At 73.2% G+C, this 23,802-nt stretch carries 20 protein-coding genes and 2 pseudogenes; 7 read left to right on the top strand and 15 right to left on the bottom strand.

What is annotated here, in order from left to right; genetic code table 11:
- The first annotated feature begins 42 nt into the window (after positions 1 to 42).
- Genes SGFS_RS18630 through SGFS_RS18640 form a run of 3 tightly spaced genes read left to right on the top strand, consistent with a single transcriptional unit; the run spans position 43 to position 3,063 of the window.
- Positions 43 to 1,044, top strand: a complete 1,002-nt coding sequence (locus SGFS_RS18630) for an ABC transporter permease (protein WP_286251715.1) — start codon at positions 43 to 45, stop codon at positions 1,042 to 1,044.
- Positions 1,045 to 1,078: 34 nt separating this feature from the next.
- Positions 1,079 to 2,065, top strand: a complete 987-nt coding sequence (locus SGFS_RS18635; protein WP_286251716.1) for an ABC transporter ATP-binding protein — start codon at positions 1,079 to 1,081, stop codon at positions 2,063 to 2,065.
- Positions 2,062 to 3,063 (top strand): ABC transporter ATP-binding protein, encoded by a 1,002-nt coding sequence (locus SGFS_RS18640; protein WP_286251718.1) that lies wholly within the window; start codon positions 2,062 to 2,064, stop codon positions 3,061 to 3,063. The genes SGFS_RS18635 and SGFS_RS18640 overlap by 4 nt, the downstream gene beginning before the upstream one ends.
- A 173-nt stretch (positions 3,064 to 3,236) precedes the next feature.
- Here the strand turns inward: SGFS_RS18640 and SGFS_RS18645 are convergent, their stop codons facing one another.
- The 10 genes and pseudogenes from SGFS_RS18645 to rimP all read right to left on the bottom strand — a co-directional run bounded on the left by SGFS_RS18645 (position 3,237) and on the right by rimP (position 16,190).
- Positions 3,237 to 4,187, bottom strand: coding sequence for a bifunctional riboflavin kinase/FAD synthetase (locus tag SGFS_RS18645; protein ID WP_286251720.1), 951 nt, complete (start codon positions 4,185 to 4,187; stop codon positions 3,237 to 3,239).
- A gap of 151 nt (positions 4,188 to 4,338) precedes the next feature.
- Positions 4,339 to 5,992 (bottom strand): annotated as a pseudogene (locus tag SGFS_RS18650) (serine protease); the annotation flags it as partial.
- Between the two features lie 711 nt (positions 5,993 to 6,703).
- Positions 6,704 to 8,815: pseudogene (locus tag SGFS_RS51430) on the bottom strand (trypsin-like peptidase domain-containing protein); the annotation flags it as partial.
- A 249-nt stretch (positions 8,816 to 9,064) separates the two neighbouring features.
- Positions 9,065 to 9,979, bottom strand: a complete 915-nt coding sequence (gene truB, locus SGFS_RS18665) for a tRNA pseudouridine(55) synthase TruB (RefSeq protein ID WP_286251722.1) — start codon at positions 9,977 to 9,979, stop codon at positions 9,065 to 9,067.
- On the bottom strand, positions 9,976 to 10,422 hold the full coding sequence (rbfA, locus tag SGFS_RS18670; protein WP_286251725.1) for a 30S ribosome-binding factor RbfA: 447 nt from the start codon (positions 10,420 to 10,422) through the stop codon (positions 9,976 to 9,978). The genes truB and rbfA overlap by 4 nt, the downstream gene beginning before the upstream one ends.
- Before the next feature lie 61 nt (positions 10,423 to 10,483).
- The gene (locus SGFS_RS18675) at positions 10,484 to 10,777 is read right to left on the bottom strand and encodes a DUF503 domain-containing protein (protein ID WP_286251727.1); all 294 of its coding nucleotides are present in this window, start codon (positions 10,775 to 10,777) and stop codon (positions 10,484 to 10,486) included.
- A 222-nt stretch (positions 10,778 to 10,999) separates the two neighbouring features.
- Positions 11,000 to 14,143, bottom strand: a complete 3,144-nt coding sequence (gene infB / locus SGFS_RS18680; protein WP_286251728.1) for a translation initiation factor IF-2 — start codon at positions 14,141 to 14,143, stop codon at positions 11,000 to 11,002.
- A 146-nt stretch (positions 14,144 to 14,289) separates the two neighbouring features.
- Positions 14,290 to 14,568, bottom strand: a complete 279-nt coding sequence (locus SGFS_RS18685; RefSeq protein WP_286251729.1) for a YlxR family protein — start codon at positions 14,566 to 14,568, stop codon at positions 14,290 to 14,292.
- 90 nt (positions 14,569 to 14,658) lie between these two features.
- Positions 14,659 to 15,669, bottom strand: coding sequence for a transcription termination factor NusA (gene nusA, locus SGFS_RS18690; protein ID WP_286251732.1), 1,011 nt, complete (start codon positions 15,667 to 15,669; stop codon positions 14,659 to 14,661).
- A 2-nt stretch (positions 15,670 to 15,671) separates the two neighbouring features.
- Entirely contained in the window at positions 15,672 to 16,190 is a 519-nt protein-coding gene (gene rimP / locus SGFS_RS18695; RefSeq protein WP_286251734.1) for a ribosome maturation factor RimP, read from the bottom strand.
- A 198-nt stretch (positions 16,191 to 16,388) separates the two neighbouring features.
- Here rimP and SGFS_RS18700 point away from each other — a divergent pair, with 198 nt between their 5' ends.
- From SGFS_RS18700 to SGFS_RS18710, 3 genes are read left to right on the top strand one after another with little or no spacing between them, the layout of a single operon-like run.
- Positions 16,389 to 16,910 (top strand): hypothetical protein, encoded by a 522-nt coding sequence (locus SGFS_RS18700; protein WP_286251736.1) that lies wholly within the window; start codon positions 16,389 to 16,391, stop codon positions 16,908 to 16,910.
- Positions 16,907 to 17,365: a ferritin-like domain-containing protein gene (locus SGFS_RS18705; protein WP_286251739.1), complete on the top strand. Its 459-nt coding sequence runs from the start codon at positions 16,907 to 16,909 to the stop codon at positions 17,363 to 17,365. The genes SGFS_RS18700 and SGFS_RS18705 overlap by 4 nt, the downstream gene beginning before the upstream one ends.
- A 28-nt stretch (positions 17,366 to 17,393) precedes the next feature.
- A complete protein-coding gene (locus tag SGFS_RS18710; RefSeq protein WP_286251741.1) occupies positions 17,394 to 18,338 on the top strand; it encodes an aminoglycoside phosphotransferase family protein in 945 nt (314 codons plus the stop codon).
- Between the two features lie 71 nt (positions 18,339 to 18,409).
- Here SGFS_RS18710 and SGFS_RS18715 read toward each other — a convergent pair whose 3' ends face one another.
- From SGFS_RS18715 to SGFS_RS18730, 4 genes are read right to left on the bottom strand one after another with little or no spacing between them, the layout of a single operon-like run.
- On the bottom strand, positions 18,410 to 18,628 hold the full coding sequence (locus SGFS_RS18715; RefSeq protein ID WP_286251742.1) for a ferredoxin: 219 nt from the start codon (positions 18,626 to 18,628) through the stop codon (positions 18,410 to 18,412).
- A 4-nt stretch (positions 18,629 to 18,632) separates the two neighbouring features.
- Entirely contained in the window at positions 18,633 to 19,862 is a 1,230-nt protein-coding gene (locus tag SGFS_RS18720; protein WP_286251743.1) for an NADH-ubiquinone oxidoreductase-F iron-sulfur binding region domain-containing protein, read from the bottom strand.
- Positions 19,859 to 20,440 (bottom strand): ferric reductase-like transmembrane domain-containing protein, encoded by a 582-nt coding sequence (locus SGFS_RS18725; RefSeq protein WP_286251744.1) that lies wholly within the window; start codon positions 20,438 to 20,440, stop codon positions 19,859 to 19,861. The genes SGFS_RS18720 and SGFS_RS18725 overlap by 4 nt, the downstream gene beginning before the upstream one ends.
- Entirely contained in the window at positions 20,437 to 21,528 is a 1,092-nt protein-coding gene (locus SGFS_RS18730) for an FAD:protein FMN transferase (protein WP_286251746.1), read from the bottom strand. The genes SGFS_RS18725 and SGFS_RS18730 overlap by 4 nt, the downstream gene beginning before the upstream one ends.
- Before the next feature lie 15 nt (positions 21,529 to 21,543).
- Between SGFS_RS18730 and SGFS_RS18735 the strand changes: the two genes are divergently transcribed.
- The gene (locus SGFS_RS18735) at positions 21,544 to 21,963 is read left to right on the top strand and encodes a hypothetical protein (RefSeq protein ID WP_286251747.1); all 420 of its coding nucleotides are present in this window, start codon (positions 21,544 to 21,546) and stop codon (positions 21,961 to 21,963) included.
- 73 nt (positions 21,964 to 22,036) lie between these two features.
- On the opposite strand, the gene SGFS_RS18740 is transcribed toward SGFS_RS18735, so the two are convergent.
- Positions 22,037 to 23,740, bottom strand: coding sequence for a proline--tRNA ligase (locus SGFS_RS18740; RefSeq protein WP_286251748.1), 1,704 nt, complete (start codon positions 23,738 to 23,740; stop codon positions 22,037 to 22,039).
- Positions 23,741 to 23,802: the final 62 nt, after the last annotated feature.

Below are 23,802 nucleotides of genomic sequence, written 5' to 3' on the forward strand. Positions count from 1 at the left end.
ACCGATGACGATCCGTGGGATCACGACCCGCGGGGTGGGCCGATGACGACGACCGCCGCCGACCCGCCTGACAAGCCGCCCATCGACCCGACCACCGACCCGACCACCGGCTCGTCCACCGACCTGCCCGGCGGCCCGTCCACAAGCCCTCCCGCCGGCCCGCGCGCCCTCGCCCGGCAGCGCCGCCGGGCCTCCGTCGCGCGGTTCTGGCGGCAGTACCGCGCGCACCGGGCCGGACTGTTCGGCCTGGCGGTGCTCGTCCTCTTCGCGCTGGTGGCGCTGGCCGCGCCGCTGCTGGTCGGCGAGGAGGCGCGCAGCGTGACCGACGCGCCGGGCCGTCCGCTGCAGAGCCCGAGCGCCGAGTTCCCGCTCGGCACGGACCAGTTCGGCCGCGGTGTGCTCGGCCTGCTGGTGTGGGGCGCGCGGGTCTCGCTGCTCGTCGGACTGCTGGCCGCCGTGCTGTCGGTGGCGATCGGTACGCTCATCGGGGTCACGGCGGGGCACTTCCGGGGCTGGTACGTGACGGTGCTGATGCGGATCACCGACTGGTTCCTCGTCATGCCGACGCTGGTGCTGGCGATCGCGCTGGCCACGGTGATGTCCCGTTCGCTCGGCACGACCGTCGTGGCGATCGGCGTGACGACCTGGCCGACGACGGCCCGGCTGGTGCGCGCGCAGACGCTGGCGGTGGAGACCCGGCCGTACATCGAACGCGCGACGGCCCTCGGCGGCGGGCACTGGCACATCATGTCCCGGCATGTGCTGCCGAACGTCATGCCGCTGGTGCTGGCCCAGACAACGCTGATCATCTCCTCGGCCATCCTCGCCGAGGCGACCCTCGCCTTCCTCGGCCTCGGCGACCCCACGGTCGTCTCCTGGGGCGGGATGCTCCAGGACGCACGCGAGGCGGGCGCGGTGAGCGCCGGGGACTGGTGGTACCTGGTGCCGCCGGGCCTCGCCATCGCGGTGGTGGCGCTGGCGTTCACGCTGTGCGGCCGGGCCGTGGAGTCCGTGCTCAACCCGAGGCTGGGGGTGGCGCGTTGAGCCGACCCGAGGTGCGCGGCCCGGAGGTGGCGCGGTGACCCTGCTGGACGTACGGAACCTGTCCGTGACCTACGCCGGCGGCGCCGAGGCCGTCCGGGGCGTGGACCTGCGGCTGGACGCGGGCCAGAAGCTGGGTGTCGCGGGCGAGTCCGGCTGTGGCAAGTCCACGCTGGCGCTCGCCCTGCTGCGGCTGCTGCCGGCCGGTACGCGGATCACCGGCGAGGTCCTGCTCGACGGCGAGGACGTCCTGGCCATGAAGTGGGGCCGGCTACGGGCGGTCCGCTGGGCCGGGGCCTCGATCGTCTTCCAGGGCGCGATGCACTCCCTCAACGCCGTGCACCGCGTCGGCGACCAGATCGCCGAGCCGATCCTGCTGCACCACCGGGCGACCCCGGCCGGGGCCCGCACCCGTACCGGGGAACTGCTGGAGCAGGTCGGCCTCCCGGCGGCCCGCGCGGACGCCTACCCGCACGAACTCTCCGGTGGTCAGCGCCAGCGCGTCATGATCGCCATGGCGCTGGCCTGCGACCCCCGGCTGATCATCGCCGACGAGCCGACCACCGCCCTCGACGTGATGATCCAGGCCCAGATCCTGCGGCTGGTCCAGCGGCTCGTCGCCGGCCAGGACCTGGCCCTGATCATGATCAGCCACGACCTGGCGGTCCTCGCCGACACCTGTGACCGGCTCGCGGTGATGTACGCGGGCCGGGTCGTCGAGGAGGGCCCGGCCCGGCAGGTCCACGAGGACGCCCGGCACCCGTACGGGCAGGCCCTGTCCGCCGCGTTCCCGAAAATCGGCGATCCGGCGTCCCGGTTCGCGCCCCGCGGCCTCGCGGGCGACCCGCCGGACCCGTCCGCGCTGCCGCCCGGCTGTACGTTCCACCCGCGCTGCCCGGTGGCTCTCGACATCTGCGCCACGGACGACCAGGCGCTGCGCCCGGCCGGCACCGGGCGCAGCGCAGCGTGCGTGCACACGACGGGCCCCGCGCCCCTGGAGAAGGCGAGGCCCGGCACCTCATGACGACCACCCCCGAGACCACCACCGCGCTGCTCAGCGCACGCGCCCTGCACGTCGCCTTCCCCGGCCGCGGCGGCGCCCCCACCGCCCGGGCCGTGGACGGCGTGGACCTCGACATCGGCACCGGCGAGATCGTCGCGCTGGTCGGCGAGTCCGGCTGCGGCAAGACGACGCTGGCCCGCGCCCTGCTCGGCCTGGTCCGCCCGACCGCGGGCCGGGTCACCTTCGACGCACAGCCGCTCACGTACTCCGCCCGGGCCCTCAAGGCGTACCGCAAACGCGTCCAGCTGGTCCTCCAGGACCCGAGCGGCTCGCTCAACCCCCGGCACACGGTGTACGACGCGGTCGCCGAGGGGCTGCGCATCCACGGGTACGGCGGTGACGAGCGGGCAGCGGTGGCGGGCGCCCTCGCCCGGGCCGGGCTGCGGCCGCCCGAGCGGTTCTTCCTGCGCTACCCGCACGAGCTGTCCGGCGGCCAGCGCCAGCGTGTCGTCATCGCGGGGGCGCTGGTCCTGGAGCCCGAACTCCTCGTCGCGGACGAGCCGGTGGCCTCCCTCGACGCCTCGGTGCGCGGCGAGATCCTGGCCCTGCTGCTGCGTCTGCGCACCGAACTCGGCCTGTCGGCGCTGGTGGTGACACACGATCTGGGCCTGGCCTGGAACATCGCCGACCGGGTCGCCGTGATGTACCTGGGCCGGATCGTGGAGACGGGCCCGGTCGAGCAGGTCCTGACGGCCCCCCGCCACCCCTACACCCAGGCCCTGCTGTCGGTCCTCCCCGACGCCCCGGGCACCCCGGTGGTCCTCACCGGCGAACCCCCGGACCCCTCCCGCATCCCCTCCGGCTGCCGCTTCCACGCCCGCTGCCAGATCCTGACGAGCGGAGAGGCGGAACGGGCGGGGGTGGCGGAGGCGTGCCGGGGTCGGGACCCGGAGGTGCTGAGCGGAGGCGGCACGGCACAGGTGGCGTGCCACTGGGCGCGGGCACGCGACGAACGCTAGGGCGTGTTTCGAAAGTGGCGTCGTCCGCCCGGAGGGCGGGGCCTGCGGCGTCTGGTGCGGTGCATCGCAAGGCGGAGGGTCGTCCGCGTACTGGGCGTACGCGGACGACCCCGACAACGCGGCGAGGTGCCGTGCCAGGCGTCGCGGGGCAGACGGGACTTTCGAAACACGCCCTAGACGGCGGCTTCCGCGATCAGCTCCCGGCACCGCTTGACGTCCTCGGCCATGGCCTCGAGCAACGCCTCCAGGGAGTCGAACTTCGCCTGCCCCCGCACGAAGGCGAGGAAGTCGACGGCGACATGGAGCCCGTAGAGATCCAGCCCCACCCGGTCGATGGCGTACGCCTCCACCGTCCGCTCGGTGCCGTCGAACTGCGGGTTCGTGCCGACGGAGATCGCGGCCGGCATGGCCTCGCCCTCGACGTGCAGCCATCCGGCGTACACGCCGTCGGCCGGGATCGCGGTGTGCGGCAGTGTCTCGACGTTGGCCGTCGGGAAGCCCAACTCCCGCCCGCGCTGCGCCCCTCGGACGACGACGCCCTCGACGCGGTGCGGGCGGCCGAGGATCTCGTTCGCGCCCTCGACATCGCCCTCGGCGACCAGCCGCCGGGTCAGGGTGGACGAGAACGGCTCGCCGCCGCCCGCCTCACCGGTCACGAACAGGTCGACGACCTCGACCTCGAAGTCGTACGTCTTGCCCTGGTCGGCCAGGAACTCCACATTGCCGGCGGCCTTGTGGCCGAAGCGGAAGTTCGGGCCCTCGACGACGGCCTTGGCGTGCAGCTTGTCGACCAGGACCTTGACGACGAACTCGGCGGGCGACAGCCGGGAGAAGTCGCTGGTGAACGGCAGCACGAGTACCGCGTCCACGCCCACTTCGGCCATCAGTTCGGCACGGCGGTGGTGCGGGGCGAGCAGCGGGGGGTGGCTGCCGGGGCGCACGACCTCGCTGGGGTGCGGGTCGAAGGTCACGGCGACGGAGGGGACGCCCAGCTCACGGGCGCGGTCCACGGCGTGCCGGAGGATCAGCTGGTGCCCGCGGTGCACCCCGTCGTAGGAACCGATGGTGACGACGCTGCGCCCCCAGTCCTCGGGGATGTCCTCCAAGCCACGCCAGCGCTGCACTGTGACCGCTCCTCGTCGAAAACCTGGTCTGAAACCTGTCGAACCCGTGTCCGTGGTTGCCTCATACGCAGGTCTAAGGGTGCCATGCCGGATGCTCTCCGCCCGCATCGGCATCCGGGCTGTGACCCGTCGCACGAAGGCGCCCCCCTGTTCACGCGGGAACCCGCACCCCAGCGACCCCCGCCAGGTTCTCGATCATGCGGCGGGTGCTCGGCCCGACGACCGCCGCCCACTCCTGCGGCGTACCGCTGAGCCAGCCCGCCACCAGCCCCGCGAAACCGGGGACGTGCCGGGCCAGGTCGACGAGCGCCCAGTCGAAACGGGTGGCTCCTTCGGGCGTACGGACGAGGAGCATCCCGATCCGGTGCACGAGCAGCCGGGTGTCGGAGCCGTCCGTGCCGTCCGGCGTCCCCGCCCGCGCGGCGATCGCGCGGAGCAGCGCGTCGAGCACGGACGGGTCCCGCTCGCTCGTGATCAGCAGGTCCAGCAGCTCGCGCCGCAGCACACCGGACACGGCCGTGCCCGCCTCGGCGAACACGGCCGCGAGCGCGGCCCGCACCTGCACTGGACCGCCCTCCAGCAACCCCGTCACCAGCGGAAACAGCGCGGCGCGCGCGGCCGGCCCGTGCTCCAGCCGCCGGTCGACGTACGCGGCGACCTGCCCGGCCAGCTCGGGACGCAGCTCCACGACCTCCCGTACGAGTCCGGTGACGCGCCGGGCCAGGGCCGGGGTCGTGACCTCGGCGAGCGTACGCAGCGCCTCGCCGTCGCCGCGGGGCTCCCGCAGCCGGGTGCGGAAGGCGTCGAGGACCGGGTCCGCGTGCGTGTCGAGCGCGGTGACCAGCGCGCTCGCGGGCACCTGCGGATCCCCGGCCACGAACCGCTCCAGCGCCTGCGGCAGATACCGGGCGCGGGTCCGCGGATCGCGTACGAGGAGGGCGAGCGCGCCGCCGTGGAGGGTGACGTCGGCGGGGCGGGCGAGCAGCGCGAGGGCGGCGTGGCGGAGCAGGCCGCGGTCGGTCTCGGTCCGCGCGTGGGGGGGCGGCCCGCAGCCCATAGGCGAGCGCCGCCACGCGCCGCGCCGGCCGCTCGTCGTGCGCCCACCGGTCGACGGCCCGGCACACCGCCGAGGGCTCCTCCTCGGCCAGTACGGCGAGCAGCTCGTCCCCGCGCCGGTGCGCGCTGTCGACGAGCGCCTCGGCGAGGCCGTCCGGGGCGCACCGCCGATGTGTGTACAGCAGTGCCTGCGCGGCCGTCGCCACGGTGGCGTCGGGCGTCGCGCTCAGCGGACCGTCGTCGTGGAACCACCGGGTGAGCTGCGGTTGTACGGCGGCCGGGTCGGCGGCGAGGAGACGCGAGACCACGTCGAGGCAGCGGGGCCCGTCGTCGGTGGCCGGGTCGGCGACGACGAGGCGTCGTAGCAGGTCGAACCGTTCCTCCTCGGGCAGGGGCAGCGACGCCCAGAAGTCCGGCCCGAACTGCCCCGGCACGGTCCGCCCCTGGCCCCGCCAGGCCCCGATCCGCTCGGTGAGGAAGCGCAGGACCCGGGTGTACGGGCTCGCGTCCGGCACGCGCACCAGCACATCGGCGAGCAGATGGGTGGCCCACCAGGTCGGATCGTCGGGCGACTCGACGGCCCCCGTCGGCAGCAACGCGTCCACGGCGTCGAGCAACTCCTCCAGCCGGCCCGACAGTTCGGCCGCGCCTTCCTGCCGCCCGAGCAGCAGCAACGCCTGCACGACGGGCCCGATCCGGTGCCGAGGCACGGGAACCGCCCGCACCCCCTCCCGCCGAGCCATCCGCCGTGCCCGCGCGTCCCCGCCCTCCCGCACACCACTGCCCGCGCCACGCCCACGCACATCACCGGCTGCCGTACGGTCCCCCGCGTCCCCGGCTGTCCCGCGCTCCCGCCGCTCACCGGCCGCGCCGCTTTCACCCCGCTCATCGGGCGTGCCGCTTTCACCCCGCTCACCTGCCGCCGCGCGATCCGGCCGCTCACCGCCCTCTCGCCGCGCACACCGGTCACCGGACGCTCCCCGGCTCTGCCAGGCCGCCGCCCACACCCGCGGATCCAGCCGCACCCCCGCCGAAGCCTCCGGGTCCCACCCAGCATCCGTCGTCGCTTCCCAGCGCCGCTCAGCTTCCGCCCACACCCGCGGATCGCGCCGGATGCTCGCCGAGGCCCTCGCATCCCGCCCGTCCGACGCCGACCCCCGCGGATCCAGCCGCACCCCCGCCGAAGCCTCCGGGTCCCACCCAGCATCCGTCGTCGCTTCCCAGCGCCGCTCAGCTTCCGCCCACACCCGCGGATCGCGCCGGATGCTCGCCGAGGCCCTCGCATCCCGCCCGTCCGACGCCGACCCCCGCGGATCCAGCCGCACCCCGGCTGAATCCTCCGGGTCCCACCCGGCCTCCGCAGCCGTGTCCCGGTCCTGCCCGGCCTCCGCCCCCGCGTCCCGCCCCGTCTCCCCGGCCCCGCCCAGGTCCCGGCGGGCGGCCGCCGCCGTGCCCCACCCCCGGTGCACCAAGGCGTGCAGAGCCGCGTCCAGGTCCAGATGGGCACCCTGGATCCAGTCGGCCAGCTCCTCGTGGGCGAAGCGGTACCCGTTGCCCGCCGGAACCAGCAGTCCTTCCGTGAGCACGGCGGAGGCCCAGCCGGTGGTGCCGGCGAGCCTCTGCCCCGGCACCGGCCCCCACGGGAACACCGCCTCGAACCCGGCCCGGTCCAACTCCCCCTGCCCGGGCCCGAGGCACCGCCGGGCGGCTTCGTGCACCTGCCCGGCGACCCGCGCCGCGAGCCGTCGTACGGCCGTACCACGCATCCCGTTCCCCGCGGCGAGCCGTACGGCGACGCGCAGGCACATCAGGTCGAGGTAGGCGGAGAGAACCTCGTCCCTCCCGGGACAGCCACCGCCCCCGGCGGCCGCAGGCCCGCCGACACCCACGCCCACACCGGCTCCCACGCCGACGCCAGCAGCCCCTGACCGAAAGCCCCCGAACCCCTCACCCCCGGAGTACCGGTCCCCGTCCCCGCCGGGCGGCCCGGCGAAGGCGCCATCCTCGCCGGGCCGCCCGGTGGTCCCTTCCGGCAGCGCCGCCCGTACCTCGGACAGCAGCCGAAGTGTGAGCGGATGCCGGGCGTCGGCGCCGCCGAGCGCGCCTTCCGGAATCCCGTACCGCAGCCGGGCCCGCCGGGCCTCGGCCTCGGACAGATCCCCCAGCCGTACGCAGGGCGGCAGTTGCCGCCCCTCCCCCTCGAACACCGTCCCGTGCAGCAGCTCCGCCGGGAAGCGGTCCCCGGCCTGCTCCCAGTACTCGGCGCGGCACGCCACCACGAGCCGGGCCCCGTTCGTCCGCAGCCACTCGGCCGTGCCGGTCGTCCACTCGGTCATCCGGTGGGCAAGCGTGGGTGGCATCTCCTCCGGGCCGTCGAGGAGGAGGAGCAGCGGCCGACCCTCCGCGAGCGCGATCCGCGCGAGCCGCTCGGGCCGGATGTCACCCAGCTCTCCGCCGTAGCCCCCGGGAAGCGACGGCCCCTCCTCCGAGACCGCCTCGGCAGCCGCCTGGGCCCCCGGAACGTCGGACGCCGCCAGGATCCGCCCCGCCCGCTCCAACGCCCGCCGCGCCGCGTCCGCCACGGACTCGTCGCCGTCCAGCAGGTCCGCGCCGCGCAGCCACAGCGTGGGGGCGGGCTCGGGCCCCCGGGCGCGCCGGGCGGCGAGGGCCGCCAGCTCCGTCGTACGCCCGCTGCCGGGCGGCCCGACAAGGCCGAGGACGACGGCCGGACCCTCGCCGAAGGCCGCGAACTCCCTGACGACACCGGCCCGTTCGACGGGATCGGCAGCACAGGAAACACCGGGCCCCGAGCCCGTGCCGGCCCCCGGTCCCGCGTCCACCGGCCCGAGCGGTCCGCCCGGCCCGTCCGACCCCACCGAGGTGGCCGTGAGCTCCAGCACCCCCGCCAGGTTCAGATCCACCCCGTACGCCGGCACGGTCGCCGCGTTGCGCGCGAGCAGCTCCGCGAGCGGCCCCGCGGCCTCCCGCCCCCGCAGGGGTACGGCGAACCCGGCCGTGCGATGCCGGGCCTCCAGCGCCGTGCCCAGCACGCCCACCACGGTCCCGGTGACCGTGTCGAGCACGGGCCCCCCGGCCGCTCCCCCGCCCAGTCGCAGCGCATCGCTCCCGGCCGTGCCGATCGCCAACTCCAGGACGCCGCCCAGCAGATGGAAGCCGTCGGTCGCGGTGTACGTCACCTCCGCCGTGCCCAGCACCCGCGCCTCGCGCCAGCCGCCGGCCGGGATGCGGACGTACGTCCCGGTCTCCACGTACTCCCGCACGGTGAAGGGCAGCGGGTCCACGCACAGCCCCTCGGTGCGGATGAGCGCCAGGTCGAGGGCGGGCAGCGGGGTCACCGCGTCGGAGGAGACCACGCAGGTGCGGTCCCCCGCGCTGTGCAGCACGATCCGCGCGAGCCCGTCCACCGCCTCGTGGCTGGTGACGACCGTGCCGTGGTGGTCGGCCATGAATCCCGTGCCGCGCGGGCGGCCCGCCGGATCGCCGACCCGCACCAGGACCTCGTCCCGCGCCACCCGGCCGTCGTCCGCTGCCCGACGGCCACGAACTGCCATTACCGACCTCCCCGTCGTACCTCTGTTCCGACGGTAGGCACACGAAGATCAGCAGAACAGATCGCCCGGCAAACGCGCCCCCTTCCGCTCCCTCGGTTCACTCCGAGCGCCTGCACGAAGGGGTGAATAGGGCAGGGCGGATGGATACACCCTTGGGTGGGGGAACCGAGGGGGGACCGTGGAGCGGCGGGAACAGCAAGCCCCGTGACCGCCGCTCCACGGCGAAAGCCCTACGCGGGAGGGCCCGTGTCAGCCGAAGACGGCCAGGCTCTTGGCCTTGCCCTTCAGGCTCTCCACGAGCCCCAGCAGCCGCCCGGCCGGATCGAAGACGGCCACGGCACCGGCGTCCGCGTACTCCTCGGGCATGTCCAGCCGCACGCCGTTCAGCAGCAGCCGGGCCCGCCTGGCGTCCACGTCCCAGCGGGGGAACGCGGCTGCGGCGGCCTCCGCGATCGGCATCACGGTCAGCTCCTCCTGGAGCTGGTCCAGCGTCCTGGCCGAGTCCAGCTTGTACGGCCCGACGCGGGTGCGGCGCAGCGCGGTCAGATGCCCGCCGACCCCGAGGTCCGCGCCCAGGTCACGGGCGAGCGCCCGGATGTACGTCCCGGATGAGCACACCACCGACACCACCAGGTCGAGCACGGGGGTGCCGTCCTCGGCGACGGCGTCCCGGACGTCGTACACCGCGAAGGAGGAGACGGTGACGGGCCTGGCGGGGATCTCGAAGTCCTCGCCGTCCCGGGCCCGCTTGTAGGACCGCACGCCGTCGATCTTGATGGCGCTGACCTTGGACGGCACCTGCATGATGTCGCCGCTCAGCTTGGCGATCCCGGCGTCGACGGCGTCGCGGGTGACCTTCGACGCGTCGCTCGACGCCGTGATCTCGCCCTCGGCGTCATCGGTGAGCGTCGTCTGCCCGAGCCTGATGGTCCCCAGGTACTCCTTCTCGGTGAGGGCGAGGTGACCGAGCATCTTGGTCGCCTTCTCCACCCCGAGGACGAGCACACCGGTGGCCATGGGGTCGAGCGTCCCCGCGTGCCCGACCCTGCGCGTCCGCGCGATGCCGCGCATCTTGGCGACGACGTCGTGCGAAGTGAAGCCCGACGGCTTGTCGACGATGACAAGTCCGTCGGGCGTGGTGTTCTTCTGGCGCTGCTCGGTCATTCGGCGGCGTCGTCCTCGTCGTCGCCCGGCTTCTTGTACGGGTCGGCGTCACCGGCGTACTTCGCGCCGGAGGCGCTCTCGCGCACCTGGGCGTCCGAGGCCCGCGCCTTGTCGAGGAGGTCGTCGATGGTCTTGGCGGTGTCCGGGAGGGCGTCGGCCACAAAGGTGAGGGTCGGCGTGAACTTCACACCCGCGGCACGGCCGACCTCGGAACGGAGGATGCCCTTGGCGCTCTCCAGTCCCGCGGCGGCGGCCGCCCGCTCCTCGTCGTCCCCGTACACCGTGTAGAAGACGGTCGCCTCCCGCAGGTCCCCGGTCACCCGGGTGTCCGTGATGGTGACGTGTGAGCCGAGCCGCGGGTCCTTGATCCCGCGCAGCAGCTTCTGGGCCACCACCTCTCGGATGAGGTCCGCCAGCCTTTTAGCCCGCGCGTTGTCGGCCACTGGTCCGTCTCCTAGCTCGTTCTGCGTTACCGCTGTTTCTTGAATGGTGCATGGCGACCGGTCAGTCGTCCTCGCCGTGGAGGCGCCGTCTCACCGACAGCAGTTCCACCTCCGGCCGACCGGCGACCAGCCGCTCGCACCGGTCCAGCACCTCGGTCAGATGCCCCGTGTCACCTGACACCACCGCCAGCCCGATCGTGGCCCGGCGGTGCAGATCCATCTGGTCGACCTCCGCCGCACTCACCGCGAACTTGCGCTGGAGCTCGGCCACGATCGGCCGGACGACGGAGCGCTTCTCCTTCAGCGACCGTACGTCGCCGAGCAGGAGATCGAAGGACAGAGTCCCCACGTACATGTGTATCCGGTTCACCCGCCGGTACGGGATCGATGGCCCACCCGTGTCCGGGCGGGAACATCAGAACCGTACATCGACCGGGCGGTGCGACTCGACGGGATATCGGCGCCCCTGATGGGACGCGGGGAACTGTGCGAAGGGGGTCTGGGGGCGCGGCCCCCAGGAACGGCCACACCGGCCGGCGGTGAACAGGTCACCCCCGGCCGGCATGAACCATCAGGCTTACGCCCGCGGCTTCTCCCGCATCTCGTACGTCGCGATGACGTCGTCCACCTTGATGTCGTTGAAGTTGCCGAGGTTGATACCGCCCTCGAACCCTTCGCGGATCTCGGTGACGTCGTCCTTGAAGCGACGCAGACCGGAGATGGTGAGGTTCTCCGCGATGACCTTGCCGTCGCGGACGAGGCGCGCCTTGGTGTTGCGCTTGACCTCGCCCGAGCGGACCAGGACACCGGCGATGTTGCCCAGCTTGGACGACTTGAAGACCTCGCGGATCTCCGCCGTGCCGAGCTCGACCTCCTCGTACTCCGGCTTGAGCATGCCCTTGAGGGCCGACTCGATCTCCTCGATGGCCTGGTAGATCACCGAGTAGTACCGGACGTCGACGCCCTCGCGCTCCGCCATCTGCGCCGCGCGGCCCGCAGCGCGGACGTTGAAGCCGATGACGATCGCGTCGGAGCCGGTCGCCAGGTCGATGTCCGACTCGGTGACCGCACCCACGCCGCGGTGCAGGACGCGGATGTCGACCTCTTCGCCGACGTCGAGCTGGAGCAGCGAGGACTCGAGGGCCTCCACCGAACCGGACGCGTCGCCCTTGATGATGAGGTTGAGTTCCTGCACCAGGCCGGCCTTGAGGGCCTCGTCCAGGTTCTCCAGGGAGAACCGGACACCCCGGCGGGCGAAGTTGGCGTTCCGCTCACGAGCGGCACGCTTCTCGGCGATCTGACGGGCCGTACGGTCCTCGTCGACCACCAGGAAGTTGTCGCCGGCGCCCGGGACATTGGTGAGACCGAGGACGAGGACCGGGGTCGAGGGACCCGCCTCTTCCACGTTCGCGCCCTTGTCGTCGAGCATCGCGCGGACTCGGCCGTACGCGTCGCCGACCACCATGGTGTCGCCGACCCGCAGGGTGCCTCGCTGGACCAGGACGGTCGCGACGGCACCGCGGCCGCGGTCGAGGTGGGACTCGATCGCGATGCCCTGCGCGTCCTGCTCCGGGTTGGCCCGCAGGTCGAGCGAGGCGTCCGCGGTCAGGACCACGGCCTCCAGCAGCTGCTCGATGTTGAGCCCCTGCTTGGCGGAGATGTCGACGAACATCGTGTCGCCGCCGTACTCCTCGGCCACCAGACCGAACTCGGTGAGCTGACCGCGCACCTTGGTCGGGTCGGCGCCCTCGACGTCGATCTTGTTGACCGCGACCACGATCGGCACACCGGCCGCCTTGGCGTGGTTCAACGCCTCGATCGTCTGGGGCATCACACCGTCGTTGGCCGCCACCACGAGGATCGCGATGTCGGTCGACTTCGCACCACGGGCACGCATGGCGGTGAACGCCTCGTGACCCGGGGTGTCGATGAAGGTGATCTTGCGCTGTTCGTCGTTGACCTGGGTGGTGACCTGGTACGCACCGATGTGCTGCGTGATTCCGCCGGCCTCGCCCGCGACGACGTTCGTCTTGCGGATGGTGTCCAGCAGTCGGGTCTTACCGTGGTCGACGTGACCCATGACGGTCACGACCGGCGGACGCGCGACGAGGAACTCCTCGCCACCCTCGTCCTCGCCGAACTCGATGTCGAAGGACTCGAGCAGCTCGCGGTCCTCCTCCTCCGGGCTGACGATCTCGATGACGTAGTTCATCTCGCCGGCGAGCAGCTGGAGGGTCTCGTCGGAGACGGACTGCGTGGCAGTGACCATCTCGCCGAGGTTCATCATCACGGCGACGAGCGACGCCGGGTTGGCGTTGATCTTCTCCGCGAAGTCGGTGAGGGACGCACCGCGCGACAGGCGGACGGACTGTCCGTTGCCGCGAGGCAGCATCACGCCGCCGACCGACGGGGCCTGCATGGCCTCGTACTCCTGGCGCCTCTGCCGCTTCGACTTGCGACCACGACGCGCGGGACCGCCGGGACGACCGAAGGCGCCCTGCGTGCCACCACGGGCACCCGGACCACCGGGACGACCGCCGAAGCCGGGACGGCCACCGCCGCCGCCACCGGGACCACCGGGACGACCGGCGAAACCGCCACCAGCGCCACCGGGAGCACCCGGACGACCGGCGAAACCGCCACCGCCGCCACCGGGACGACCGGCGAAGCCGCCGCCACCGGGACGACCGCCGCCGCCACCACCGGGACCACCGGGACGACCGCCGCCACCAGGGCCGCGGCCACCGGGGCCACCGCCGCCGGGACGCGGGCCGGCCGCCGGACGCTGCGGCATCATGCCCGGGTTCGGACGGTTGCCGCCAGGGCCACCGCCGGGACGCGGCGCCTGCGGACGAGGCATGCCACCCGGAGTCGGACGGGCACCGCCCGGACCACCCTGGGGACGCGGAGCGCCACCGGGGCCGCCCTGCGGACGGGGAGCCTGACCGGGGGCCTGCGGACGCGGACCGCCGCCCTGAGCGCCGCCGGGGCCACCGTGGCCACCGGCAGGTCGGGGCGCGCCGCCGGGACGGGGACCGCCCTGGGGACGGCCCATGCCGGTGGAGCCACCGGAGGTGAAGGGGTTGTTGCCCGGACGCGGACCGGACGGACGGGCACCGCCCGGCTTGGGCGCGCCGGGACCACCCGGACGCTGACCACCGGGACGCGGCGCCTGGCCACGATCCTGACCGCGGTCCTGGCCGGGACCGCCCGGACGCTGACCGCCAGGACGGGGCGCGCCGGCGCCCGGACGGGCGCCCGGACGCGGACCGGCCGGGGCGGACGAGGCCGCCGGGGCCGACGGGGGCGCCTGGAACTCGGGCACGCTCGGCGCCGGGGACACCGGAGCGGGCTTCGGCGTCGGCGGCTTGGGACCGGGCGTCGGGCGCGGACCCGGGGCCGGGGCGGCGGGACGCTCAGCCGCGGGCGCGGCGGGCGCCACCGGCGGCTTGGGCGCGACCGGACCCGGACGTGGGGCGGCCGGACGGGCGGCCTGCGCGGGAGAGGGGGCCGCCGGACGTGCCGGTGCGGCCTTGCGCGGGGCGGGCTTGCCGCCGCCGCTGCCCTGCTGGAGGGCGTCAGTCAGCTTGCGTACAACGGGCGCCTCGATCGTCGAGGACGCCGAACGGACGAATTCACCGAGCTCTTGGAGCTTGGCCATGACGACCTTGCTCTCGACCCCGAACTCCTTGGCGAGTTCGTATACCCGGACCTTAGCCACTTCGCTCCTTTTAGGTCCGGTTGCGTCCGGACCGTCGCTACTTCATGGGCGTACTCATCGCGTGCTCATCGAGTGCTCATCGCAATCTCGACCTACTTCCAACTCGCGGGGTACCAGGGCCGCACGGGGGTTCCGTGCGACGCGTCTTACTGTGTTGCCTGCTCGACGTGGAGGCGCAACGCCGCCGTGTCGAGCGGACCCGGGGCACGCAGTGCCCGTGGGAACGCCCGGCGGCGAACCGCCAGATCGAAACAGACCAGGGCGGGGTGTACGTAAGCACCCCGGCCGGGCAGCGTACCGCGATGATCGGGGACGCATTCCTCCTCGATCGCCACGACGCGCAGCAGCTCGGTCTTGGCCGCTCGCTGCCTGCACCCCACACAGGTGCGCTCAGGGCATGCACGGGCTCGCGTCCGGCCAGACACTCTTAAGTCTACCTCCCCGTTCCGACCTCACCCCTTTGAGGCAGGACTCGAACGGTTGTTGTCGTGATCTGAGCCACCTGCGGCTTGGATCTATTCCCCGGTCCGCCGGGCGGTGTCCTCGGACGGCTGCTCGATGTCCGGACGGATGTCGATCCGCCAGCCGGTGAGCCGGGCGGCGAGGCGGGCGTTCTGGCCCTCCTTGCCGATCGCCAGCGACAGCTGGTAATCGGGCACCGTCACCCGCGCGGAGCGGGCCGCGAGGTCCACGACCTCGACCTTGGAGACCCGGGCCGGGGACAGCGCGTTGGCCACCATCTCCGCCGGGTCGTCCGACCAGTCGACGATGTCGATCTTCTCGCCGTTCAGCTCGGCCATGACATTGCGCACACGGCCGCCCATCGGGCCGATGCAGGCGCCCTTGGCGTTCAGACCCGAACGGGTGGACCGGACCGCGATCTTCGTACGGTGGCCGGCCTCACGGGCGATGGCGGAGATCTCGACGGACCCGTCGGCGATCTCCGGCACCTCGAGGGCGAAGAGCTTCTTCACCAGATTGGGGTGCGTGCGCGAGAGGGTCACGGACGGGCCGCGCACACCCTTCGCCACCCGAACGACGTACGACCGGAGGCGCAGGCCGTGCTGGTACGACTCGCCGGGGACCTGCTCCTGCACGGGCAGGATGGCCTCCAGCTTGCCGATGTCGACGAGCACGTTCTTCGGGTCGCGGCCCTGCTGGACGACACCGGTGACGATGTCGCCCTCGCGGCCGGCGTACTCGCCGAGCGTGGCGTCGTCCTCCGCGTCCCGCAGGCGCTGCAGGATGACCTGCTTGGCGGTGGTGGCGGCGATCCGGCCGAAGTCCGACGGGGTGTCGTCGAACTCGCGCGGCTCCTGCCCCTCCTCCAGGTCCTCGGGGTCCTCCTTCGCCCACACGGTCACATGGCCTGTCTCCCGGTTGAGCTCCACGCGCGCGTGGCGGCGGCTTCCCTCGGTGCGGTGGTAGGCGATGAGGAGGGCCGCCTCGATCGCCTCGACGAGCAGGGAGAAGGAGATCTCCTTCTCCCGCACCAAGCCCCTGAGGGCACTCATGTCGATGTCCACGGCTACGCCTCCTCCTCTTCCTTCATGTCCGTCTTGTCCTTGCGGTTGAACTCGACCTGGACGCGGGCCTTGTCGATCTCGTCGAAGGCGAGCCTGCGGGTGGTGGCCTTGCGGCCCTTCACTCCGGGCACCTCGAGGTCGAGGCCCTCGTCGTCCAGGGTCAGGATGCGGGCGACCAGTTCGCCGGCACCCGCTGCATCGGTCAGTTGGAACCTCACCAGGCGGTCCACGGCTCTGCGATAGTGCCGGAACTCGGTGAGGGCGCGCTCGGCGCCCGGCGTACCGACCTCCAGGGTGTACTCCGCCTGGCCCATCGCGTCCGACTCGTCGAGCTTCTCCGACAGGGCGCGGCTGACGTCGGCGACCGCGTCCAGATCCGCACCCTCGTCCGAGTCGACGACCACGCGCAGCACCCGCCTGCGTCCGACCGAGTCCACTGCGATCTCTTCGAGATCGAGGCCCTGGGAGCGTACGAGCGGTTCCAGCAGTTCTCGCAGCCTCTCGCTCTGGGTGGTGCTCATCCGGGTGACTCCTCGGCCGCGTGTGCTGTTGTGGGTAGGGCGCGTGTCAGGTCAAAGGGTATCCGCTCCACGGGGGTGTTGCCGTCCACGCACGTACCTGGAGTCAAGGGGTGCGGTGGTGACGCGCGCGAGGGGGAAGCGCGGGTACGGTGATCACGCCGCTCTTGTGTTCGTACGATCCCCCTGAGGACGTCTGCCGTGTCGTTCACCCTGCCGTCGCACACCCGTTCGGGGCTGCGCAGAAGGAGTCTGCTCGCCGGGGCCGCCGGGGCGGCTCTGCTCGTGGGCTGCTCGTCCGAGGACGACAGCTCCACCGCCGCCGGCCCCTCCGCCGCCGAGCGGGCACGCGCGCGCGTGGCCCGCGACAGCGAGGTGCTCGCGGAGCGGTACGCCGCGGTGATCGCCGCGCATCCCGCGCTGGCCGCGACGCTGACACCGCTGCGGGCCGAGGTCGTACGTCACGCGAAGGCGTTCGGGGGCGCTGACGCTCCGTCGGAGTCGGCTTCACCGTCCGCCTCGGGCTCGCCCTCGCCACTTCCGGTTCGGGTTCCCACCGACGAGAAGTCCGCGCTCGCCGAACTGGCCACCGCCGAGCGGAAGCTCGCCGACCGGCGGGCGAAGGCGTTGCTGGAGGTGCCCGGTGAGCTGGCGCGGCTGATGGCGTCCGTGGCGGCGGCCGGTGCCGGACACGCGTTTCTGTTGGCGGAGGGTGCGAAGTGAGCAGCGCAGAGCTGAAGGCGGTACAGGCCGCGCTCGGGGCCGAACACGCGGCCGTGTACGGGTACGGGGTCGTCGGCGGGAAGATCGGCGAGACCCGGCAGAGCGAGGCGCGGGCGGCGTACGACGCCCATCGGGCCCGGCGGGACCAGCTGGAGCGGGCCGCACGGGACCTCGGTGGCAAGCCGGCGGCCGCCGCGGCCGGGTACGCGCTCCCCTTCTCGGTGACGGACACCGACTCCGCCGTGCGGCTCGCCGTCGAGCTCGAGGAGCGGGTGGCCGGGGTGTACTCCGACCTCGTACGGGCGGCGGAGGGCGAGCGGCGGGCTGCGGCGGCCGAGGCGCTGCGGGAAGCGGCGGTGCGGGCGGTGCGGTGGCGGGGAGGAAGCGTAGCCTTCCCTGGTCTCGCCGAGCGGGCGGCCGGTAGCGCCACCCCGACGGCGGAACCGCACACCTGATCACGGCCTGGAAGGGAACGACTCGCACATGGCGCGCATGGCTTTCGAATCTTTCGAACCGCCGCGGCGGCTGGTGCGAGCGCTCGCCGAGTCACGGCAACCGGGCGGCGGCGACGGTGTCGGCGAGTGGCTGGAGCAGCTGCCCGAGCTGGCTCAACAGGCCGTGGATCTACGCGAGTTGACCGTGGAGCGGGTGCAGGCGCCCGGCGGTCGCAGCAGTCTGGTGCTGCTCGTACGGCAGGTGGGCGACGTCCCCGCCGTACTGAAGCTGGCGCCCGAGCGGGCCCGGCCGGAGAGCGAGCGGGCGGCGCTCGCGCACTGGGACGGGCGGGGCGCGGTGCGGCTGCTCAACCCGGGTGACACTCACGGCGTGCTGCTGCTGGAGCGGCTGCGCCCCGATCTGTCGGTGCGGTCGCTGCCGGAGGCGAAGGCGCTGCTGGAGGCGACGGCCACGCTGCGGCGGCTGTGGGTCGAGCCGCCCCAGGCCCATGTGTTCGAGACCGTCGCCGAGCGGACCGGGCGGCAGGCCGAGGCGATGCGTGCCGGCTCCGCCGCGGACACCGATACGGACGCGGAGGTGCGGGGCCTGGTCGACGCCGCCCTCGCCGTGCGTGCGGAGCTGCTCGGCTCCGCGGCCGAGGAGCGGTTGCTGCACGGCACCTTCCGGCAGAGCAAGGTGCTCGCCGGGGAGCGGATGCCGTGGCTGGCCGTGGGGCCGGATCCGGTGGTGGGTGAGTGCGCGTTCGATCTGGCTCGGCTGGTGCGGGACCGGGTGGAGGATCTGATCGCCTCGCCGTCGGGGGCCGCGATCACTCGGCGGCGGGTGAAGCGGTTGGCCGAGTCGTTGGATGTGGATCAGGAGCGGTTGCGGGGGTGGACGTTGTTCCGGGCGGTGGAGTCGGGGGTTCGGGCGCTGAGGGTCGGGCGGACGGGGGATGCGGAGTTGTTGCTCGAGTTCGCGGGGTGGCTCTAGCCTCCGGCGGATGGGCCGTTTGATGGCTGCGGGCCGTCTGTTGCTGGTCGCGCGGTTCCCCGCGCCGTCCCTTACGGGGCGTGTCCGATCAGCTTGAGAGCCAGTACGGGGCAGTCGGCCGCTGCCCTTTTCGCCCTCTTCAGCGCCGCTCTCGGGATCGGTCCCCGCTCGAACAACGGGTAGCCCCACTCGTCCAGGGCCATGTGTTCGGGGAGGAGTTCCGCGCACAGGCCGTGGCCCTGGCAGGCCGTCCAGTCGATGTCCAGGCGCGGGGCGGCGGTGGAGTCCATGGCGTCAGCTCCGGGGGACGGGGAGGAACGGGGTTCGGTCGGTGGCCGTGCAGTGGCCGTGGGCGTGGGCGTCCAGTTCGGGGGCGAAGGTCGTCAGTGCGCTGCGGACCAGGCGGACCGTGCCGTCGGGGTGGTGGCAGGCGCCTCGGCCTTCGACCAGGCCTGCCCAGCGGGACACGTCCTCGCGGGTGGTGCCTTGGGGACCAGGCGCGGCCAGGGTCTGGAAGGCGGCGGCGATGCGGGGCAGGCCGCTCAGGCAGGGGCCGCACTGGCCCGCCGATTCGAGGGCGAGGTGGCGCAGGACGCGGGCGGTCTCCGCCGGGCCGCAGCGGTCGGCGGGGAGGGCGGCCAGGACTCCGGCGCCCAAGTTGCCTGCGGTGAGGGTGAGTTGGGCTGCCTGGGCGGCCGGGATCCAGGTGCCGTGGTAGCCGCCGGTCAGGACCGCGCTCGTGGTGTGCAGGGGGAGCAGGCGGTGCAGGGGCAGGCCGTAGGGGGCTTCGACGACCCGGGGTTCGCGGCCGGGGACGTGCAGGGTGCACAGGACACTGCCCGGGTCGGTGGGCGTACCGGCGGAGCGGTACCAGTCGGCGCCGTAGCGGGCGATCAGGGCCAGGTGGGCGAGGGTCTCGACGTTCTGGACGAGGGTCGGGGCGCCGTGCACGCCTCGTTCGCGGACCGGTGGGTTCTGGTGGCGGGGCAGGGCGGGGCGGCCGTCGAGGTGCTGGGTGAGGGCCGAGGACTCGCCGGAGAGGAAGCGCTTGGGGACGCGGACTACTCGTACGGGGATCCGGTCGCGGTCGCCGCGTTCGGCCACCGCCGCCTCCAGGTGGGTGGCGTCGTCCTCGACCGCGAGGTACGCCTCCCCCGCGCCGGTCGCCTCGGCGGCCAGGCACAGGCCGTCCAGGACCAGGTGGGGTGACAGGCGCAGCAGTGTCTTGTCCTTGGCGCTGGCCGGTTCGCCCTCGGAGCCGTTCGCCACGACGACGGGGGTACGGCCTGTGCGGCGGCCGGCCTCGGCGACCGAGGCGAGTTTGCGGTACATGGGGAAGGCCGCGCCGCCTCTGCCGGTGAGACCGGACTCGGCCGCCGCGCGCAGGAGTTCGGCGGGGTGGAAGGAGGTGAGGGGGCCGTAGCGCTGTTCGTGGGTGGGGTGGTCGGCCGGGGTGCCGCCGGGGGCGAGGAGGCGGGGGGACATGTAGAGGTCGACGGGGGCGTGCGTCGCGGTGGTCGTCATGGGCGGGCTCCTTCGGCCGTGCGGAGCAGGGTGGCGGGGGTGCGGCGGGAGTCTCGTACGGCGTGGGCGGTGCGCAGGGCGAGGGCGGCGAGCACGGCGGCCACGCAGCCGATGGTCAGCCAGAGCATCCAGGCGGTGATGCTGTCCGTGCCGATGCCGATGCCGTGGGCGAGTGCGAACGGCCAGGAGGCGTATGCCAGCCAGTGCACGGTCCGCCAGGTGCGGTGGCCGATGCGGGTGCGCAGCAGGCTGGTGATCAGGACCGCGAGCATCAGGTCGAGGGCGACCGTGCCGAGGCCGAGCCAGAGGGGCTGGTAGTCGGAGACGAAGGGGACGAGCGCGTCGAGGGGGGTGATGTCGACGTAGGCGTCGATGACGGCGGTCGCGATGTGCAGGGCCAGGAAGGCGGTGGCGGAGAGGGAGAGGGTGCGGTGGAGGGTGAGGGTGCCGAAGCGGGGGAGGCCGGGGAGGCGGGTGTGGAGTCGGACGGCTGTGCCGAGGAGGACGACGAGGGTGAACAGGACCAGGGAGACGGCGCCGGTGGCTCTGTTGGCGTACCAGAGGATCTCGTCGGTCATGGGGTGGGCTCCGGCTGGGGGGTGGGTGCGGGTGCGGGTTTGGAGTTTTCGCCCCCGCCGCCCCTACCGGTCCCATCCCTGGGGGCTGCGCCCCCAGACCGCCCTTCGGCCTGAACGGCCTCGTCCTCAAACGCCGGACAGGCTGAATTGGGCCAGCCCGGGGTGGTGACGACCATCCCCTCGTGAGTCACCAGTCTTGCCGGGAGGCCCAGTTTCGACAGCCAGGTTGGCGCGTTCTCACCCTTCACCAGGGCCGCCGTGCTGGCCGCGTTGGCGTCGGCGCAGGTGGCCGCCGCGACCGAGACCGTGCGCCAGGGGGTCGTGGCCGGCCGGCCGGTGCGGGGGTCGACGATGTGGTGGAGGGTCCGGTCGCCTCGGCGCCAGCGGCGGGCGGTGGTGCCGGAGGTGGCGAGGCCGCCGCTGCGGATACCGACCGTGGCGTACGAGCCCTGCTGGGGGAGTTCGTCGACCGGGGCCGTCTCGTCCTGGACGCGGATGCGCCAGCCGCCGGCCGGGGGTTCGCCCGCCACGGCGGTGTCGCCGCCGAGGCTGACCAGGATGCCGCAGTCGGCGGCCCTGGCCAGTGTCCGTGCCGCCCTGTCCGCCGCCCAGGCCTTGGCCGTGGCACCCAGGTCCAGGCTGACGCCCGGCGGCAGGGTCACCGTGTTCGTGGCGCGGTCCAGTGCGACCAGGCGCCAGCCCGGCACCCGCCTCACCGCGAGCCGTACGGGGCGGTCGTCCTTCTGGACGAGGGTGAAGTCGCGGTCGTAGCCGAGGGCCTCCATCGCCGAGCCGACCGTGGGGTCCACCGCCCCGTCCGTGGCGCGGGCGGCGCGCAGGGCCACCGCCAGGGCCTCGGCCAGCAGCGGGCTGACCTTGACCGGGCGCCCGTCGGCCGCGTTCAGCGCGGACAGCTCCGAGTCGTCGCGGAAGCGGCTGCACGCGCCGTCGACCTCGGCCAGGTGCCGGGCGAGAAGCAGGTTGCAGGAGTCCAGCAGGGCCGGGTCCGTGGTGACCAGGCGGACGCTCGTGCCGAGGGCCCGCCAGTCCGCGGCGGCCGTGGGGCGGGGAGTCGTGTACACGCTCATCACGACGCCCCCGAGGTGGCGTCCGCCGAGTCGTCCGAGGACGAGGTCATGCCGTCGGAGGAGGACTGGAGGTTCGAGGAGGAGTCGGACGAGGAGTCGGACGAGGAGTCGCTTGCGCTGTCCGAGGAACTGTCCGACGAGGACGACGACGAGTCGGTGGAACTGTCCGACGACGAGCTCGACGAGTTCGTGGTGCCGCTGCTGCCGCTGCCACCGCTCGCGCCGGTCTCCGCGTTCGCCTGCATCGTGCCGATCAGTGCGAACATGCCGGCCGCCGCCGCGAGCGTCACCGCCGCCGCGGCGGACGCCGTACGCCGGGCGCCGCGGCGCACTCCCGCGACGGCACCTCGTTCTCTGGTCGTCATGACCGTTCCCCTCCGTAGTGACGTTCTGTCACGCCCTACGGTCGGGGAACGGCCTGAGAGAAACCTGTGAGATGCCTATAGGCCCCCGGAGAACTTTCTGAGGGTTTCCTTCAGGCAAGGATCAGGCGGTGATCGGCCGGTGATCAGGCCGTCAGGCGGGCGATCGCCTCGTCCACCGTCAGCTCCTCGCGCTCACCGGTCCTGCGGTCCTTCAGCTCCAGGACGCCCTCGGCGGAGCGGCGGCCGGCGACCAGGATCTTCGGTACGCCGATGAGCTCCGAGTCGGTGAACTTCACGCCCGGCGAGACACCGGCCCGGTCGTCCACGAGGACGCGCAGACCGGCGGCCCGCAGCTTCTCGGAGACGTCGAGGGCCAGCTCGGTCTGGAGGGCCTTGCCGGCGGCGACGACATGGACGTCCGCCGGGGCGACCTCGGCGGGCCAGCACAGGCCCTTGTCGTCGGCGGTCTGCTCGGCGAGGGCGGCGACCGCGCGCGAGACACCGATGCCGTAGGAGCCCATGGTGACGCGGACCGGCTTGCCCTGCTGGCCGAGGACGTCGAGCTTGAGGGCGTCGGCGTACTTGCGGCCGAGCTGGAAGATGTGGCCGATCTCGATGGCGCGGTCGAGCTTGAGGCCGGTGCCGCAGTTCGGGCAGGGGTCGCCCTCCTGGACGACCACGACGTCGACGTACTGGCCGACCTCGAAGTCACGGCCCGCGACGACGTTCTTCGCGTGCATGCCGCTCTTGTTGGCCCCGGTGATCCAGGAGGTGCCGGGGGCCACGCGCGGGTCGGCGATGTACGTGACCTTCTCGCCCAGGCCCTGCGGACCGACGTAGCCGCGGACCAGGTCGGCGCGGCTCGCGAAGTCGTCCTCGGTGACCATCTCGACGACCGCCGGGGCGAAGTGCGCCTCGACCTTGCCCATGTCGACCTCGCGGTCGCCGGGGACACCGATGGCCACGATCTCGCCGTCGACCTTCACGAGGAGGTTCTTCAGCGTGGCGGAGGCCGGGACGCCGAGGTGGGCGGCGAGGGTCTCGATGGTGGGGGTGTCGGGGGTCGGGATCTCCTCGAGAGCGGCCACGCCGTCGGCGTCCACCGGCTTCAACCCGTAGGTGATCGCCTCGGTGTTGGCCGCGAAGTCGCAGTTCGGGCAGTCCGCGAAGGTGTCCTCGCCGGCCCCGGCCGGGGCGAGGAACTCCTCCGACTTCGAGCCGCCCATCGCACCGGCGGTCGCGGCACAGATGCGGTAGTCGAGGCCGAGGCGCTCGAAGACCTTCTGGTACGCCTGGCGGTGCAGGGCGTACGACTGGGCGAGGCCTTCGTCCTCCAGGTCGAAGGAGTAGGAGTCCTTCATCAGGAACTCGCGGCCGCGCAGGATGCCGGCCCGGGGGCGGGCCTCGTCACGGAACTTCGTCTGGATCTGGTAGAGGATGACCGGCAGGTCCTTGTAGGAGGACGCCTGGTCCTTCACGATCAGCGTGAAGATCTCCTCGTGGGTCGGGCCGAGGAGGTAGTCGCCGCCCTTGCGGTCCTTCAGACGGAACAGCTCGGGGCCGTACTCGTCCCAGCGGCCCGTCGCCTCGTACGGCTCACGCGGCAGCAGCGCGGGGAGCAGGACCTCCTGGGCGCCGATCGCGTCCATCTCCTCACGGACGACGCGCTCCACGTTGGCGAGGACCTTCTTGCCGAGCGGCAGCCAGGTCCACACACCGGCGGCGGTACGGCGGACGTAGCCCGCCCGGACGAGCAGCTTGTGGCTGAGGACCTCGGCGTCCGCCGGGTCGTCGCGCAGCGTCTTCGCCATCAACTGGGACATGCGCTGGACCGGTGCGTTCGCCATGGTTCTCGTACTCCTGCCGGGGTGGACTGATGGCAGGAGGTTAGCCGGGTGGTGCGGGGCGG

The organism is Streptomyces graminofaciens (genome assembly GCF_030294945.1).
Classification (GTDB): domain Bacteria; phylum Actinomycetota; class Actinomycetes; order Streptomycetales; family Streptomycetaceae; genus Streptomyces; species Streptomyces graminofaciens.